This is a genomic window from Pseudarthrobacter enclensis (assembly GCF_001457025.1).
Lineage (GTDB): Bacteria > Actinomycetota > Actinomycetes > Actinomycetales > Micrococcaceae > Arthrobacter > Arthrobacter enclensis.
On the sequence record NZ_KQ758603.1, the window covers coordinates 190,667 to 205,494 of the forward strand.

The following is a 14,828-nucleotide window of genomic DNA, read 5'->3' on the forward strand; positions in this document are numbered from 1 at the left end:
AGCCACATATCCCGTCCGGTCCGATCACCGGACGCTTCGAGATTGGTCAGAGTTTTGAAACTTGAACTCAGAGGCATCACCAAACGCTTTGGGACCCTGCTTGCCAACGACCACATTGACGTGGTGGTCGAATCCGGCCAGATCCACTGCCTCCTGGGCGAGAACGGGGCCGGCAAGTCCACCCTGATGAACGTCCTGTACGGGCTGTACGAACCCACCGAGGGCGACATCCTCATCGACGGCAAGGCCGTCTCCTTCCGCGGACCGGGCGATGCCATGGCCGCCGGCATCGGCATGGTGCACCAGCACTTCATGCTGGTGCCCGTCTTCACCGTCGCCGAGAACGTCGCACTCGGCGCCGAACCCACCAAGGCGGCCGGATTCCTCAACCTCGACGAGACGCGCCGCCGCATCCGGGAAATCTCGGACCAGTACGGCTTCGACGTCGACCCCGACGCCATGGTCGAGGACCTTCCCGTCGGCGTCCAGCAGCGGGTGGAAATCATCAAGGCCCTGGTACGGAACGCCAAGGTCCTCATCCTGGACGAGCCCACCGCCGTGCTCACCCCCCAGGAAACCGACGAACTACTGGACATCATGCGCCAGCTGAAGGCCGGCGGCACCTCCATCGTGTTCATCTCCCACAAGCTGCGCGAGGTGAAGGAAGTCTCGGACACCATCACGGTCATCCGGCGCGGAAAAGTGGTGGGCAGCGCCGAACCAACGGCCTCCACCACCGAGCTCGCCTCCATGATGGTGGGCCGCGCCGTCAGCCTGAACCTGGACAAGGCACCCGCCACGCCACAGGAGAAGACGTTCGAAGTGCGGGACCTTACCGTCATAGCGCCCAACGGCCAGCACGTGGTGGACGGGCTCAGCTTCGACATCGCCCGCGGCGAGATCCTGGCCATCGCCGGGGTCCAGGGCAACGGCCAGACCGAACTCACCGAAGCCATCCTGGGCCTGCAGGAACGCGTCTCCGGGTCCGTCACGCTGGACGGCAAGGAGCTCCTGGGCAGGTCCGTCAAGGACGTCCTGAAGGCCGGCGTGGGCTTCGTTCCGGAGGACCGCAAGGTTGACGGCCTGGTGGGAACATTCTCGGTGGCCGAGAACCTGGTCCTTGACCTGTACGACAAACCGCCGTACGCCAAGGGCATCAGCATGAGCCCCGCCAAAATCCTGGAAAACGCCAAGGCACGGATCGACGAGTTCGATGTCCGCACTCCGTCCGCGGCCGCGGCCGCGGGAACACTGTCCGGCGGCAACCAGCAAAAAGTCGTGATGGCCCGCGAACTGTCCCGCCCGCTGCGGCTGTTCATCGCATCCCAGCCCACCCGCGGAGTGGACGTCGGCTCCATCGAATTCCTGCACCGCCGGATCGTGGCCGAACGTGACCAGGGTACCCCCGTCATGATCATCTCCACCGAACTCGACGAGGTGATGGAGCTCGCCGACCGGATTGCCGTCCTCTACAAGGGCAAGCTGGTGGGCATCGTTCCTGCCGGAACCAGCCGTGACGTCCTGGGCCTGATGATGGCCGGAATCCACCCAGACGAACACGCCCACTCCCAGCCGGCCGGCAGCCGCCCGGCCGCAACCTCCGACCACGCCGAGGGAGTCGACCATGACTGAGCAGCATCGCCCCAACGACACGCCGGGCGGGCAGCAGGCCGGCCAGAGCCACGCAAAGCACCACCACGAAACCGGCCCGGCGGCCGAGGAGACAGCCGCCGTCGTCTCCGTTGACACCGCCGGCGGCGCCATGGAGCCCTCGGCCGTGCCGGCCAGCGCACAGTCCGGCAAGTTGCCCGGCGGTCCCGACACACTGCTGCGAAGGATCTTCACCGGAAGCGGCATGGTTTCGGTCCTGGCGGTCTTCCTGGCACTGGTCATCGGCGGGCTGCTCATTGCCAGCACGGACACCCGCGTGGCCACCACCGCCGGTTACTTCTTCGCCCGTCCCACCGACTTCCTTGCCGCCCTGTGGAACGCAGCCACGCGCTCCTACATCGCACTGTTCCAGGGATCGGTGTTCAATCCACGGGGCAATGGACTGGCGGCGCAGTTCGCGCCGCTGATGGAAACCCTGACCATCGCCACGCCGCTGATCACCGCCGGCCTCGGCGTTGCCCTGGCCTTCCGCGCCGGGCTCTTCAACATCGGCGCCCAGGGCCAGATCATCGTGGCCGGCATCCTCGCCGCCTGGGTGGGCTTCGCACTGCACCTGCCGCTCGGACTGCACCTGCTGCTGGTCCTGGTGGCCGGCATCATCGGCGGCGCGCTCTGGGGTGGGCTCGTCGGCGTGCTCAAGGCCCGTACCGGCGCCCATGAGGTGATCCTCACCATCATGTTCAACTACATCGCGCTGTACTTCCTGCGGTACCTGCTGAACACCCCGGCCTTCCAGCGGCCGGGGGAGTCGAACCCGATTTCCCCGATCCTGGACCCCAGCGCCGTGTACCCCCAGATCTTCGGGACGCAGTACCGGCTCCACCTCGGCTTCATCCTGGCCATCGGCGCCACCTTCCTCGTCTGGTGGCTGCTGAACCGGTCAACGGTCGGTTTCGAATTCCGCGCCGTGGGCGCCAACCCCAAGGCCGCCCAGACCGCCGGCATCAACGTCTCCCGGTCCACCATCCTGGTCATGGCCATCGCGGGCGGCCTCGCCGGCATGTCCGGTGTGGCGCAGGTGGCCGGCACCGAGAAGGTCCTCACGGACGGCGTGGCGGCCACGTACGGCTTCGACGCCATCACCGTGGCGCTGCTGGGACGCTCGACGCCGTGGGGCACCTTCGCCGCCGGCCTGCTGTTCGGCGCCTTCCGCGCCGGAGCCGTCCAAATGCAGATCCAGACCGGCACCCCCATTGACATCGTCCTGGTGGTCCAGTCCCTGATCGTCCTGTTCATCGCGGCGCCGCCGCTCGTCCGGGCCGTCTTCGGGCTCAACCCGCGGCGGAAGAAGCCCGCCCGCGCCGCAAAGAATACCAAGGCAGCCACCACCGGAGGTGCAGCATGAGCACAACAGTTTCGTCACCCCGGCCCGGCAACCCCAGGCCGGACAACAGCGCCCCGGATACCGGGGCCGCCGCCGTCACGGCCAAGCCCGTCACGTGGAAGACCCCCGTCCTGCTGGCGGCCTTCGGGCTCATCGCCCTGGTCTTCTTCGGACTGCTGGCCCCGAACAAAACAGCCAGCTTCGGGATCTCCACCGGTGAGGACTTCTTCCAGCTGCCCGCCCTCGACATCAACGCCTTCGCCGGCGGCACCGTGCTGTCCGTGCTGCTGTTGGGGCTCGCCGCCTACGCCGTCTTCCTCAAGACCAAGGACAGGCCGGCACCCGGCTGGCTGACCGTCACGTTCATCGTCCTGTTCGTGGCAGCGTTCCTCCTCTGGGTGGTCGGCGGCGCCCGCACCCCCAGCATCTCCCTGGCAGGCCTGATCGCCGGGTCCGTTACCCTGGCCGTGCCGCTGGTGTTCGGTTCGCTCTCCGGCGTCCTCTGCGAACGTGTCGGCGTGGTGAACATCGCCATCGAAGGCCAGCTGCTTGGAGGAGCCTTCACCGCCGCCATCGTTGCCACCATGACGCAGAATCCCTTTATCGGCCTGGCCGCTGCCGCCGTGGCAGGTGCCATGGTGTCCATGGTCCTGGCGCTGTTCAGCATCAAGTACCTGGTCAACCAGATCATCGTGGGCGTGGTGCTGAACGTGCTGGTTTCCGGTGTCACCGGGTTCCTGTTCAGCACCGTCATGCAGGAGGACAAGGCCCGCTTCAATTCGCCTCCGGGACTGGACATCATCGAGATCCCCGTTTTGTCCGACGTCCCCATCATCGGACCCATCCTGTTCCGCCAGTCCTTGGTGGGCTACCTGATGTACATCGCCGTCCTGGTGGTCTGGGTGGGCCTGTTCAAGACCCGCTGGGGCCTGCGCGTCCGCGCCGTCGGCGAGCATCCCCAGGCCGCCGACACCCTGGGCATCAACGTCAACGCCACCCGCTTCTGGAACGTCACCCTGGGCGGTGCCGTGGCCGGCATCGGCGGGTCCTTCTTCACCCTGGTTGCCATCGACAGCTTCACCAAGGAAATCTCCGGCGGCCGCGGCTTCATCGCCCTGGCAGCGTTGATCTTCGGCCGGTGGAACCCGATCGGCGCGTTCTTCGCCGCCCTGCTGTTTGGCTTCGCGGACAACCTGCAGAGCATCGTCACCATCATCGGGACTCCCGTCCCCAGCCAGTTCATGGCCATGCTGCCGTACCTGGTCACCGTCCTCGCCGTCGCCGGCCTGGTAGGCAAGTCCCGCGGGCCGGCCGCCAGCGGCATACCGTACGTCAAGGGCTGACCAGGTGGGGACCGCCGTCGACTGGGCTGCCCTGGAGGCCGCCGCCGTCGCCGCCATGCGCAACGCCTACTCGCCCTACTCCAGGTTCCCGGTGGGGGCAGCAGCCCTCACCGGGGACGGCCGGATCGTCAGCGGCTGCAACGTGGAGAACGCCAGCTACGGCCTGACCCTCTGCGCCGAATGCACCCTCGTGGGCAACCTGCAGATGACAGGCGGCGGACGGCTGCGGGCGTTCTACTGCGTGGACCGGGACGGCAACGTCCTGATGCCCTGCGGCCGCTGCCGGCAGCTGCTCTACGAATTCCGCGCCCCGGACATGGAACTCATGACCACCCGGGGCATCAAGACCATGGACCAGGTGCTGCCCGACGCCTTCGGTCCCGAACACCTGGAGGAGACCCGGTGACAGAGACCCACGCAGCGGACAATACCGCTGAACCGTTCGACGCCGTCGACATCATCCGCACCAAGCGGGACAAAGGCGCGCTCAGCCCTGAACAGATCGACTGGACCATCGACGCCTACACCCGCGGCGCCATCGCCGATGAGCAGATGGCGGCGCTGAACATGGCCATCCTGCTCAACGGCATGGACCGGACCGAGATAGCCCGCTGGACGGCGGCCATGATCGCCTCAGGGGAGCGGATGGACTTCTCCAGCCTCCGCCGCCCCGACGGCGGGCTGAAATACACCTCGGACAAGCACTCCACCGGCGGTGTGGGCGACAAAATCACCCTGCCGCTGGCTCCGCTCGTAGCGGTGTTCGGCGTCGCCGTCCCGCAGCTGTCCGGCCGCGGCCTCGGGCACACCGGCGGGACGCTGGACAAACTCGAGTCCATTCCCGGCTGGCGCGCCTCGCTGTCCAACGACGAAATCCTCGCGCAGCTCCAGGACGTGGGGGCCGTCATTTGCGCCGCCGGCGCCGGGCTGGCCCCGGCAGACAAGAAGCTCTACGCCCTGCGGGACGTCACCGGAACGGTGGAAGCGATCCCGCTGATTGCCTCCTCCATCATGAGCAAGAAGATCGCCGAAGGCACCGGCTCCCTGGTCCTGGACGTGAAAGTGGGCAGCGGTGCCTTCATGAAGGACGAGGCGAAAGCCCGCGAACTGGCCGAAACCATGGTGGCACTGGGCCAGGACGCCGGCGTGAACACCGTTGCCCTGCTGACCAATATGGGCACTCCGCTGGGCCTGACGGCAGGCAACGCCATCGAGGTCGAGGAATCGGTGGAGGTGCTGGCCGGCGGCGGCCCGGCCGACGTCGTGGAACTCACCGTCCGGCTCGCCGAGGAAATGCTCGCCTGCGCCGGGGTCCGCGACGCCGATCCGGCAGCCGCGCTCAAGGACGGACGTGCCATGGACGTCTGGAACCGGATGATCCGCGCCCAGGGCGGGGACCCCGCAGCGAAGCTCCCGGTCGCCAGGGAATCGGAAGTTGTCTACGCACCGGCCGACGGGGTGCTGGTGGAACTCGATGCCCTGTCCGTCGGCGTGGCCGCGTGGCGGCTCGGAGCCGGACGCGCCCGCAAGGAGGACGCGGTGCAGGCCGGCGCCGGGGTGCGCATGCACGCCAAGCCCGGCGCCGTGGTCCGTGCCGGGGAACCGCTGATGACCCTGCTGACGGACACCCCGGAGCGGTTCGACCGGGCCAAGGAGGCTCTTGAGCATGCGGCGGTGATCGCCCCCGAGGGCTCCCGGCCCGCGCAGCGGCTCATCATTGACCGAATAGCATAGAGACCAATGCAGGCCATCAATGACTTCATCCTCGCAGCAGCCGGACAACCCTGGGTGCTGCTGCTGGTGCTGGCCTGCTGCGTCATCGACGGTTTCTTTCCCCCCATCCCCAGCGAGTCCGTAGTGGTGGGCCTCGCCGCTGTCGCCGCCACCGCCGAGGTGCCCAACCCGTTCGTCCTGGGCCTGGTGGCGGCGCTGGGAGCGTTCAGCGGCGACAACATCGCCTACCTCATCGGACGCAAGGTGGGCACCAACAGGTGGGCGTGGATGCGCGGGCAGCGCATGCAGGGCGCCTTCCGCTGGGCCGGAGCGGAACTGCGGAAGCGTCCGGCCTCGCTGATCCTCGTGGCCCGCTTCGTCCCGATCGGCCGCGTCGCCGTCAACCTGACCGCGGGGGTCACGCACTACCACCACCTCCGGTTCGTCGGCCTCACCTGCCTGTCCGCCCTCCTCTGGGCGGCGTATTCGGTGGGCATCGGACTGTTCTTCGGCCAGTGGTTCGAGGAAAACCACCTGCTCGGCGCCGCAATCGCCATTGTCTGCGCCGTGGCCTTGGGCATCGTGGTGGACCTGGCCATCAACAAACTCCGCGGCAAGCCCAACGTGGTGGACCGCATCCGCGAACCGGACGCCTGAACCGGACCCCTCTGCCGTCCGCCAGCCTGCTCCCGCAACGGCGCTTCCTCCACCCGCGGGAGGAGGCCGGGCCGGCGCCAAGATCAGCCGCAGGGACGACGATCCGGCCCGGGCCGCCGGGATAGTTTTAAACCGGTGTTCCCGGGGCCGGGGCGTAGCGAACGACGCCCCGGCCGTGGGACACTTAGGAACGATTTCCGCTTAGGCCGCGCCGCTGTGGCAGCGGCTTCTTTGTGTAGGAGCAAGACTGCGTGGAGTTTATTAATGAGGCCGTGCTCCATGCAGCGGGCCAGTGGTGGATCTACCCGGTCCTCTTGGTGTTCTTCTTCGTGGACGGCTTCGCGATGGTGGTCCCCAGCGAGACCCTCATTGTCGCCCTTGCGGCCTTCTCCCGGCACAGCGGCGAACCCAACCTGTGGATCCTCGGCACCACCGCCCTGATCGGCGCCATCGCCGGTGACAACATGGCTTTCATGCTCGGCCGCAAGATCGGCCTGGACCGGTGGAAGTGGATGCGCAGGCCCAAGGTGCGGAAGGTCTTCAGCTGGGCGCGCTACGAACTGGACAAGCGCGGGGCCGTCCTGATCTTCACCGCGCGCTACATCCCGTGGGGCAGGGTGGCGGTGAACTACGTGGCCGGCAGCACCGGGTTCGGGCACCGCCGGTTCTTCGTGCTGGACGCCTTCGCCTGCTTCACCTGGGTGGGCTACTCCATCGGCATCGGCCTGCTGGCCAGTTCTTTCCCCTGGCTGCACCACAACCCGCTGCTCAGCGCCGGGATCGCCGTCGTGTTCGCCATCGTGCTGGGCGTCCTGCTGGACCATGCGCTCCGCTGGTGGCACAAGCACCTGGCACGCAAGGACGCCAAGGAAGTGGATGAGTGGCTTGACGGCGGCCCGTCCGGTGCGCAGGGCGGCCCCAACTTCCTGGCACCCTCGGTGGACGGCGGCCCGGCGGCCAAGTAGCGGCTGGCATTGCCGTGCTGCCCACCCTAAGGTGGGAACGTGACTGAGCCTATTGTTGACGCTGCCCCTGCCATCGATTTTGACCTGAAGAGCCTGCCCAAGGTTTCACTTCACGATCACCTGGACGGGGGACTCCGTCCGGCCACCATCATCGAACTGGCCGAGGCCGTTGGCCACCAGCTTCCGTCAACCGACCCCGTCGCCCTGGGGGAGTGGTTCCGCGAGTCCGCCGACTCCGGCTCCCTGGTGCGCTACCTCGAAACGTTCGACCACACCATCGCCGTGATGCAGACGCACGAAGGCCTGGTCCGGGTGGCCAAGGAGTTCGTCGAGGACCTGGCGGACGACGGCGTCGTGTACGGCGAAGTGCGGTGGGCACCGGAGCAGCACCTGCAGAAGGGGCTCACGCTCGACGAGGTCGTCGAAGCCGTCCAGGAAGGCCTTGAGGCCGGGGTGGAAGCCGTCAGCGACAGCGGCCGCGAAATCCAGGTAGGGCAGCTGATCACCGCCATGCGCCACGCTGACCGGGGCCAGGAGATCGCCGAACTGGCCGTCCGCCACCGGCACAAGGGCGCCGTCGGGTTTGACATCGCCGGCGCCGAAGACGGCTTCCTGCCCTCACGCTTCCGGGACGCCTTCACCTACCTGGCACAGCAGAACTTCCCCGCCACGGTGCACGCCGGCGAAGCCGCCGGACTGGACAGCATCCAGTCCGCACTGGTGGACGGCCGCGCGCTGCGGCTGGGCCACGGCGTCCGGGTCGCCGAAGACATCATGGTGGAATTCGACGACGACGCCGACGCTGAAGGCACGGTAGGCCTGGTCACGCTCGGCGACCTGTCCAGCTGGATCCGCGACCGCGGCATCGCCCTGGAAATCTGCCCGTCCTCCAACCTGCAGACCGGTGCCGTAGCCGGCTTCGGCGAAGGGATCGAGAGCCACCCCGTGGACATGCTCTACCAGCTGGGCTTCAACGTCACCATCAATACCGACAACCGGCTCATGAGCGGCGTCACCCTGACCGACGAGTTCGAGCTCCTGGTGGAGACCTTCGACTACGACCTCGATGACCTGCTGGAGCTCACCCTCAACGCCGCCGAGGCGTCCTTCCTGCCCCTCGAGGAAAAAGAAGCGCTGGTGGAGTACATCAACGACGCCTACGCCAACCTTGGCTGACCAGGCCCCCATCGAACGGCTCCTGACGGAGATCGCGCAGCTGCGCGAACACTGCCCCTGGATGGGTGCGCTGACCCACTCCTCGCTGGTGGAGTACCTCCTCGAAGAGTCCTACGAGGTGGCCGAGACCATCGAAGCCGGCCACCCGGACAGCGAGCTCCTGGGTGAACTCGGCGACGTCCTCCTCCAGGTGGTCCTGCACGCACGCCTGGCGGAGGAGCGCGGGGCGTTCACGTTCGACGACGTGGCACGCGGCCTGGCGGCGAAGATGGTCCGCCGCAACCCGCACGTTTTCCGCCCCGACGGTTCGCTGCAGGAGGCCTTCCCGGCCACCGTGGAGGAGATCGTCCGGAAGTGGGACGCCGTCAAGCGCGACGAGCGGCCGGAGCGGCAGGACCCGTTCGAAGGCATCCCCGACGCCATGCCCGCCCTGGCCAAGGCACAGAAGTCCCTCGACCGTGCCGCGCGGGCCGGGGTGGAGCTGCCTCCGGCGGAAACCGCCCCCGAAACGGAAGAGAAGCTCGGGGAGCTGCTCCTCGCCGTCGTCCGTTCCGCGCACGCGGCCGGGTTCGACGCCGAACGCGCCCTTCGCGGGGCAGTCCGGCACTACCAGCAGGGCATCCGGCCGGACCAGGCCGGGCCCGACACTGCACCATCATGACGTCCACCGGTGGTGAGGTTTCCGTAACCTCCACCACTCTCGACTACGCTGTTCCCTGACGAGGACGTCGAGTTTTTCTGCCACATCCCCCCGTTAATCGCCCATAAGGAGCAAATTCATGGCGCTTATCGATGCCATCCACGCCCGCGAAATCCTGGATTCCCGCGGCAACCCGACCGTTGAAGTCGAGGTCCTGCTTTCGGACGGCCAGATCGGCCGCGCAGCAGTCCCCTCCGGCGCTTCCACCGGCGAGCACGAGGCAGTCGAACTCCGCGACGGCGACAAGGGCCGCTACCTCGGCAAGGGCGTCCAGAAGGCCGTCGACGCCGTCATCGACCAGATCGCACCGGCCCTGACCGGCTTCGACGCCACCGACCAGCGCAGCATCGACCAGGCCATGCTGGACCTGGACGGCACCCCCAACAAGGGCAAGCTGGGCGCCAACGCCATCCTCGGCGTCTCCCTGGCCGTCGCCAACGCAGCAGCAGCCTCCGCTGACCTGCCGCTCTACAAGTACCTCGGCGGCCCCAACGCGCACGTCCTGCCCGTGCCGCTGATGAACATCCTCAACGGTGGCTCGCACGCCGACTCCGACGTCGACATCCAGGAATTCATGATCGCCCCCATCGGCGCCGAGACCTTCTCCGAGGGCCTGCGCTGGGGTGTTGAGGTCTACCACAACCTCAAGTCCGTCCTGAAGGAAAAGGGGCTGTCCACCGGCCTGGGCGACGAGGGCGGCTTCGCCCCCAACCTGCCGTCCAACCGCGCCGCCCTGGACCTGATCCAGGAAGCCATCAAGAACGCCGGCTACACCCCGGGCAAGGACATCGCCCTGGCCCTGGACGTCGCCTCCTCCGAGTTCTACAAGGATGGTGCCTACCAGTTCGAGGGCAAGGCACTGTCCGCCACCGAGATGAGCGCCTACTACGCCGAACTCGTCGACGCCTACCCGCTGGTCTCCATCGAGGACCCGCTGGACGAGAACGACTGGGACGGCTGGAAGACCCTCACCGACACCATCGGCGACAAGGTCCAGCTGGTGGGCGACGACCTCTTCGTCACCAACCCCTCCATCCTGCAGCGCGGCATCGACACCAGGACCGCCAACTCCCTGCTGGTCAAGGTCAACCAGATCGGTTCCCTGACCGAGACCCTGGACGCCGTCAGCCTGGCCCAGCGTTCCGGCTACACCACCATCACCTCGCACCGCTCCGGCGAAACCGAGGACACCACCATCGCCGACATCTCGGTGGCCACCAACGCCGGCCAGATCAAGACCGGCGCCCCGGCCCGCTCCGAGCGCGTGGCCAAGTACAACCAGCTGCTGCGCATCGAAGAGGAACTCGACGACGCCGCACGCTACGCCGGCCGCAGCGCGTTCCCGCGTTTCAAGGGCTAATAGCCGCATCATCCGGCAGGCGGTGGCTATGGTTGAAAGACCATAGCCACCGCTGCTGTTTGTGGCAGCAGCCCGTCCCCGCCCGGTCCTTGCTCCGCGGTTGTCCACGCACCGCGGACAGGGAATCCTCACCACAGACAGTGGCGGCCGCAGGCAGGCCGCGTTCAGGAGTGTCATGGCCACCCGCCGTCCCAAAGTTCCCAAGGTCGCCCCGAGCCGTCCAGCCAAGGAAGCGTCCGACGCCGGGCACGCACAGGGTGCCGACGTCATCAGGGCACACTTCGGCCCGGGCAAGGACAGTGCGGGACACGCCGCAGGGTCCGCTGCCGGCAGTGCCGGCAGTGCCGGGCACCGGGACGGGGCGGCCCAACCCCGGGACCGGGCACCCGGAGCCGGCCGTTCCGGGAGCGGGGCCGGCGGCAAGGCGGAGCCGGGCACCCGGCCCGCGGGCGACGACGGCCAGCAGCCGGTACCGGCGAAAGCCTTCTCCGGCCGTATGCTGGCCCTCGCCGTGGTGATGGTGGCCATCACCATCATGCTCGCGCCCACCGTGAAGGTTTTCTTCGACAAGAAAGCCGAAATAGACGCCCTCAATGCGGATATCGCCGCACGCCAGGCCGAGGGCGACGCCCTCCGCCAGCAGGTTTCCCGCTGGCAGGACCCCAACTACGTCAAACAGCAGGCCCGCGACCGCATTAACATGGTTATGCCGGGCGAAACCGGCTACTGGGTCTTCGGCAGCGATCTGCCGGCCGAAGACACCGGCGGCCAGCCCGGTGCCGCAGCGGCCCAAGACCCCGCCGATCTGCCGTGGGTGGACTCCCTGTGGGAGTCCATCACGCGCGCGGCCACAGAATGAACCGCAACAGGAAGGACGGCCCGCGACAGTGGACAACAACACGGCAGCCGCCCGGGAAAACTCCCGCCAACCAACCCCGCAGGACCTGGACGTACTGAGCCGGCAGCTGGGCCGCCCGGTCCGGGACGTGGTGGAAATCCCCGCCCGCTGCGTCTGCGGCAATCCGCTGGTGGCCGCCACCGCGCCGCGCCTGGGAAACGGCACGCCGTTCCCCACCACCTTCTACCTGACGCACCCGGTGATCACCTCCGCTGTGTCCCGGCTGGAAGCTGCCGGCGTGATGAACGAGATGAACGACCACCTTGCCGCGGACACCGGCCTGTCCGCCGCCTACCGTTCGGCGCACGAGGCCTACCTTGCCGCCCGTGACGCCATCGGCCAGCGCGCCGGGATCGGCGCAGTACCCGAAATCGACGGTGTCTCCGCCGGAGGCATGCCCACCCGCGTCAAGTGCCTGCACGTGCTCGTGGGGCACTCGCTGGCCGCCGGCCCCGGTGTCAATCCGCTGGGCGACGAGGCGCTGGAGCGTATCAGCGAATGGTGGACCGCGGACCGCTGCTACTGCGACGGAGCGTGGGACACCTCCGGCGAGGCTCCCTCCAGGGACCTGAGCCGGCACGGACCCCAGGGCCTGCCGGGCATCGTGGGCCGGCCGGCTCCGGTGCGGAAAACCGCCAACCAGGCGGAGGCGCCGCAATGACCCGGGTGGCCGCCATCGACTGCGGCACCAACTCCATCCGCCTGCTGATTGCGGACATCGACCGTTCGGAGGGCAGCACCAGGCTGACCGATGTTGTGCGGGAAATGCGCGTGGTCCGCCTCGGCGAAGGCGTCGACGCCACGGGCGAGCTCGCCCCCGCTGCGCTGGAACGCACCTTCGCCGCCGCGGCCGACTACGCCGGCCTGATCCGCGAACACGGCGCCGCGAAGGTCCGGTTTGTGGCAACGTCCGCCAGCCGGGACGCCCGGAACCGGCAGGTCTTCGTGGACGGAATCCGTGACCTTCTCGGCGTTGAACCCGAAGTCATCACCGGTGACGAGGAAGCCGCACTGTCCTTCGCCGGGGCCAGCAGCGTCCTGCCCATCCTGGACGGCCACGAGGTCCTGGTAGTGGACCTGGGCGGCGGCAGCACCGAATTCGTGCTGGGAACCGCTGCCGGCGTCACCGCCGCGCGGTCCGTGGACATCGGCTGCGTCCGGCTCACGGAGCGCCATTTGCGTGATGACCCGCCGACGCCCGAACAGGTGGCTGCCGCCGAAGCCGACGTGGACCGGGCCATCGCCCTGGCCGGACGCGACGTGCCGCTGGAACGTGCCACCGCCGTCGTCGGCGTTGCCGGTTCCATCACCACTATCACCGCCCACGCCCTTCGCCTCACGGAATACGCCCCCGACGCCATCCACGGCGCCGAGCTGCCCCTGGAGACCGTCAGGGACGCCTCGACGGACCTGCTGGCCATGCCGCGCGCCGAGCGGGCGGCGCTGCCGTACATGCACCCGGGCCGCGTGGACGTCATCGGTGCCGGCGGGCTGGTGTGGCGCCGGATCCTGGGCCACATGAACCGCCTCTCCGGCGGCCGCGTCGCTACTGCGACGGCCAGCGAACACGACATCCTCGACGGCATTGCCCTGAGCATCGGCTGATCCATGGTCTTCACACCTGCATCCGCACTGCGGAGGGCGGGGTCAGCAGTGCTGGCCCTGGTCCTCCTTGCCTGCTGCCTTTGCGCCGGACTCGTGGCCGCTCCCGCCGCCCATGCCGACGAGTGGCGGGACAAGCAATACTGGCTGTCGGAGTCCGGCATCACCAAAGCCTGGGAAGTCTCCAAGGGCGCCGGCGTCAAGGTGGCCGTCATCGACAGTGGCGTGGACGCCGGCCACCCTGACCTCAAGGGCGCCGTGGTGGGAGGCTACGATGCGTCCGGAGCCGGGCAGCCCGACGGGCAGAAGAGCGTTGGCTCCAAACCCGAACACGGCACCCTGGTGGCCACCATGCTCGCGGGACGAGGCCACCAGCCCGCGGACGCCAAGCCCAGCGCCAGCCCCGGCCCCGCAGGCCAAGGCCCTGACGGGATCGTGGGAGTGGCGCCGGAAGCCGAAATCCTGTCCGTCTCCACCTGGCTGGGATCCACCAACCCGTCCGGCAAGAGCGACCAGGACCAGATCCCGGAAGCGGTCCGCTGGGCGGTGGACAACGGTGCGAAGGTCATCAATATTTCCCTCGGCAGCACCACTCCGCAGTGGCCGCAGAGCTGGGACGCAGCCTTCCTGTACGCCGAACAGAAGGACGTGGTGATCGTTGCCGCGGCAGGTAACCGCGTGGGCGGCAACATCCAGGTGGGCGCCCCGGCAACCATCCCCGGCGTCCTGACCGTCGCCGGACTGGACCGCAAGAACACCGCCAGCGTGGACGCCTCCTCGCAGGGCATCAGCATCGGTGTGGCCGCCCCGGCTGAGGACCTCCTGGGCGGCCTGCCCGGCGGCAGCTATGCCGAGTGGGCCGGTACGTCCGGGTCCACGCCCATCGTCTCCGGCGTGGCGGCCCTGATCCGGTCCAAGTGGCCCACCATGAGCGCCGAACAGGTCATTAACCGGATTGTCTCCACCGCCAAGGACGCCGGCGTCCCCGGCAAAGACCCGCTGTACGGTTACGGCATCCTCAACGCCGAAGCCGCGCTGAAGGACGACGTCCCCGAAGCCACCGCAAACCCGCTGGGTTCGATGGCCGAGTGGATCCGGGTCCACCGCCGCGGCAACCCGGCCACGCCGTCCCCGCTGCCCACCGCAGACGTGCCCAGTGCCGTTCCCACGCTTCCCGAAGCGACCGTGCCCGCAGCCAAGGCGCCCTCCCAGCGTGACAGTGCGATCAGCGCCGCCGTCGTCATCGGTTTCGCAGTGCTGTTCGTCGCCATCATCGCGGCCGCCGCGGTGCAGCTGACCCGGGCGGCCAGGAACCCTGCCCTGGCACGGGATGAGGCCGAAACAGGTGCCGTGGACAAGGTGGAAGCGCGGCGGTCGCCGTAGCATTACGGGCCTCCGCCGAAGTTAGTGAAGATTTTC

The 14,828-nt window shown here is 68.2% G+C and carries 14 protein-coding genes; all 14 read left to right on the forward strand.

All coding sequences use genetic code 11. The features are described from left to right. Nucleotides 1-54 precede the first annotated feature (54 nt). The 14 genes from AS031_RS13320 (at nucleotide 55) to AS031_RS13385 (ending at nucleotide 14,792) form a co-directional block, all read left to right on the forward strand. Nucleotides 55-1,632, forward strand: a complete 1,578-nt coding sequence (locus AS031_RS13320) for an ABC transporter ATP-binding protein (RefSeq protein WP_058268641.1) — start codon at nucleotides 55-57, stop codon at nucleotides 1,630-1,632. Beyond that, nucleotides 1,625-3,016 (forward strand): ABC transporter permease, encoded by a 1,392-nt coding sequence (locus AS031_RS13325; RefSeq protein ID WP_058268642.1) that lies wholly within the window; start codon nucleotides 1,625-1,627, stop codon nucleotides 3,014-3,016. The genes AS031_RS13320 and AS031_RS13325 overlap by 8 nt, the downstream gene beginning before the upstream one ends. After that, entirely contained in the window at nucleotides 3,013-4,338 is a 1,326-nt protein-coding gene (locus AS031_RS13330; RefSeq protein WP_058268643.1) for an ABC transporter permease, read from the forward strand. Before AS031_RS13325 ends, AS031_RS13330 begins: the two co-directional genes overlap by 4 nt. A 4-nt stretch (nucleotides 4,339-4,342) precedes the next feature. After that, complete coding sequence (locus tag AS031_RS13335) at nucleotides 4,343-4,744, forward strand: cytidine deaminase (RefSeq protein WP_074446983.1); 402 nt, start codon at nucleotides 4,343-4,345, stop codon at nucleotides 4,742-4,744. After that, the gene (locus AS031_RS13340; protein ID WP_058268644.1) at nucleotides 4,741-6,072 is read left to right on the forward strand and encodes a thymidine phosphorylase; all 1,332 of its coding nucleotides are present in this window, start codon (nucleotides 4,741-4,743) and stop codon (nucleotides 6,070-6,072) included. Before AS031_RS13335 ends, AS031_RS13340 begins: the two co-directional genes overlap by 4 nt. 6 nt (nucleotides 6,073-6,078) lie before the next feature. Beyond that, nucleotides 6,079-6,708, forward strand: a complete 630-nt coding sequence (locus tag AS031_RS13345; RefSeq protein ID WP_058268645.1) for a DedA family protein — start codon at nucleotides 6,079-6,081, stop codon at nucleotides 6,706-6,708. A 251-nt stretch (nucleotides 6,709-6,959) separates the two neighbouring features. Then, the gene (locus AS031_RS13350) at nucleotides 6,960-7,673 is read left to right on the forward strand and encodes a DedA family protein (RefSeq protein ID WP_058268646.1); all 714 of its coding nucleotides are present in this window, start codon (nucleotides 6,960-6,962) and stop codon (nucleotides 7,671-7,673) included. Between the two features lie 39 nt (nucleotides 7,674-7,712). After that, nucleotides 7,713-8,849, forward strand: coding sequence for an adenosine deaminase (locus AS031_RS13355; RefSeq protein WP_058268647.1), 1,137 nt, complete (start codon nucleotides 7,713-7,715; stop codon nucleotides 8,847-8,849). Between the two features lie 61 nt (nucleotides 8,850-8,910). Continuing rightward, on the forward strand, nucleotides 8,911-9,510 hold the full coding sequence (locus AS031_RS13360) for a MazG nucleotide pyrophosphohydrolase domain-containing protein (RefSeq protein ID WP_082642019.1): 600 nt from the start codon (nucleotides 8,911-8,913) through the stop codon (nucleotides 9,508-9,510). Between the two features lie 118 nt (nucleotides 9,511-9,628). Further along, nucleotides 9,629-10,909, forward strand: coding sequence for a phosphopyruvate hydratase (gene eno / locus AS031_RS13365; protein ID WP_058268649.1), 1,281 nt, complete (start codon nucleotides 9,629-9,631; stop codon nucleotides 10,907-10,909). 175 nt (nucleotides 10,910-11,084) lie between these two features. Then, the gene (locus tag AS031_RS13370) at nucleotides 11,085-11,768 is read left to right on the forward strand and encodes an FtsB family cell division protein (RefSeq protein WP_058268650.1); all 684 of its coding nucleotides are present in this window, start codon (nucleotides 11,085-11,087) and stop codon (nucleotides 11,766-11,768) included. 28 nt (nucleotides 11,769-11,796) lie between these two features. Continuing rightward, nucleotides 11,797-12,468, forward strand: coding sequence for a DUF501 domain-containing protein (locus AS031_RS13375; RefSeq protein WP_058268651.1), 672 nt, complete (start codon nucleotides 11,797-11,799; stop codon nucleotides 12,466-12,468). After that, nucleotides 12,465-13,412 (forward strand): Ppx/GppA phosphatase family protein, encoded by a 948-nt coding sequence (locus AS031_RS13380; RefSeq protein ID WP_058268652.1) that lies wholly within the window; start codon nucleotides 12,465-12,467, stop codon nucleotides 13,410-13,412. Before AS031_RS13375 ends, AS031_RS13380 begins: the two co-directional genes overlap by 4 nt. Nucleotides 13,413-13,415: 3 nt before the next feature. Continuing rightward, entirely contained in the window at nucleotides 13,416-14,792 is a 1,377-nt protein-coding gene (locus tag AS031_RS13385) for a S8 family serine peptidase (protein ID WP_058268653.1), read from the forward strand. Nucleotides 14,793-14,828: the final 36 nt, after the last annotated feature.

Coding starts and splice junctions, on each gene's coding strand:
- AS031_RS13360 (WP_082642019.1), top strand. CDS start 8,911: ATGGGTGCGCTGACCCACTCCTCGCTGGTGGAGTACCTCCTCGAAGAG.
- eno (WP_058268649.1), top strand. CDS start 9,629: ATGGCGCTTATCGATGCCATCCACGCCCGCGAAATCCTGGATTCCCGC.
- AS031_RS13330 (WP_058268643.1), top strand. CDS start 3,013: ATGAGCACAACAGTTTCGTCACCCCGGCCCGGCAACCCCAGGCCGGAC.
- AS031_RS13380 (WP_058268652.1), top strand. CDS start 12,465: ATGACCCGGGTGGCCGCCATCGACTGCGGCACCAACTCCATCCGCCTG.
- AS031_RS13325 (WP_058268642.1), top strand. CDS start 1,625: ATGACTGAGCAGCATCGCCCCAACGACACGCCGGGCGGGCAGCAGGCC.
- AS031_RS13345 (WP_058268645.1), top strand. CDS start 6,079: ATGCAGGCCATCAATGACTTCATCCTCGCAGCAGCCGGACAACCCTGG.
- AS031_RS13385 (WP_058268653.1), top strand. CDS start 13,416: ATGGTCTTCACACCTGCATCCGCACTGCGGAGGGCGGGGTCAGCAGTG.
- AS031_RS13370 (WP_058268650.1), top strand. CDS start 11,085: ATGGCCACCCGCCGTCCCAAAGTTCCCAAGGTCGCCCCGAGCCGTCCA.